Here is a 1,503-nt window from a genome sequence, read left to right as displayed (position 1 = left end):
CGATCGTGCTGCCCTACCGCGGGCACGCGGCCGCCGCACGGGAGATCGCACGTCGTGTGCCCGAGCTCAGCGTCGGTTCTGCGCGGGCGCGGGGTGGTGCGTCGGTCACACCCGCTGGGAAGCGCTCAATGCCGATCGATTTCCGTTTGACGGTTCGTACGCAGATGGTGTTGACAGCGGTTGCGGAGTTGAGCGCACGGGAGCTTGCTCCCGGTGGGCGGGGGTCTGCTCCCAGTAATCGTGAGATCGCCGATGCGGCGGGTGTCTCTGACCAGGGCCAGATCTCAAAGCTGCTACGTCGCCTCGAGCGCCTCGGCCTGCTCGAGAACACGGGGGGCCAAACCCAGGGCATTCCCAACGCTTGGCGCCTGACCGACAAGGGCATGCAGTTAACACAAACATTCCGCGCTCACGCGCACAACAACAGGGAGGTCGCGTCGTGATGCGCCTAAAGAGAGCAGATGTCGTGGCGCGCGTATGCACGCTTGTGTCCTTCGTTGCCCTGTCCGCAACGGCCCTCACGGCGATTCCCACCCCGGCCCTGGCTGCGGGTGGTTGTCCGAATGAAGCGATCCGTAAGGAACAGGGTTCCACTCGTCTCCCGGATTGTCGTGCGTACGAGCTGGTCAGCCCGGTTTACAAGGCGGGGTTCGGCGCGCTCACGATCGAAGCTGTCAACCCAGACGGTGAAAGCGTCGCCTTTTACTCTCCGGGCGCATTCGCCGGAGCGCCCTCAGGGGTGACGAATCTCGACTACTTGGCTCACCGCACAGCCTCGAGTTGGACTACCAAGTCGGAGATGACGCCGTCTGTGCTTGAGCCAGAATTCGAGGACCGAGACATATCCTCCACATTGGAATCTGTCGTCAATCTCGGAAAGCCTGGATCCAACGACGAAGCCGCCTTCCAGCAAGGGCTCGAAACTGAGTTTCTGCTGCATCAAACCGAACTGCCCGATTTGAGCGAAAACTGGGAAATCGCAGGATCCCCGCTGAAGACACTGTCTGGAACTCCGATCGTACTTGCGTATGAAGGCGCAAGCCCCGACCTGTGCCGCTTGCTCTTCTCAAGTTCAAGCCAATGGGAGTTCGAACCTGAACTAGCGGCCTTGGTGCCTGAAGCGTTACATGCGACGCGACAGGTCTACGAACTGAACCGCGGTTGTGATGGTATGCAGCCTTCGCTGCAGCTGGTGGCGCTGAACGCATCGCATGAGCCGATCAGTCCGACGTGCAAGGTCGATGTTGGTCTCGAGGACTATGACTCGGCTGCGAGCCCAAATGCATACAATGCGATTTCCGCTGATGGCGAAGAGGTGTTTTTCACGACCTGCGTAAAAGGAAACGAAGCCGACTATCAGCTCTTTGTGCGGCTGGGCGCGAAGACAACACTGGAAATTTCAAAGCCGACTGCCGAGACGGAAACGTGTGTGACGACAGTTGCCTGCAAAGCAGCAGAACTACGTCCATCGGCAAGTTTTGCCGGTGCCTCAGAAGACGGGTC

The 1,503-nt window shown here is 59.9% G+C and carries 2 protein-coding genes; both read left to right on the top strand.

All coding sequences use genetic code 11. The features are described from left to right. Positions 1-443: hypothetical protein (locus tag WCA53_RS19810; RefSeq protein ID WP_423914539.1), on the top strand; the 443-nt coding region annotated here is incomplete at its 5' end. Next, on the top strand, positions 440-1,503 hold a 1,064-nt coding region (locus tag WCA53_RS19805), incomplete at its 3' end, for a hypothetical protein (RefSeq protein WP_423914536.1). The genes WCA53_RS19810 and WCA53_RS19805, both read left to right, overlap by 4 nt.

It is taken from the genome of Caballeronia sp. (genome assembly GCF_049581465.1).
Lineage (GTDB): Bacteria > Pseudomonadota > Gammaproteobacteria > Burkholderiales > Burkholderiaceae > Caballeronia.
The sequence above is the reverse complement of the archived record's forward strand: the minus strand, read 5'-3'. Positions and strand labels throughout refer to the sequence as shown.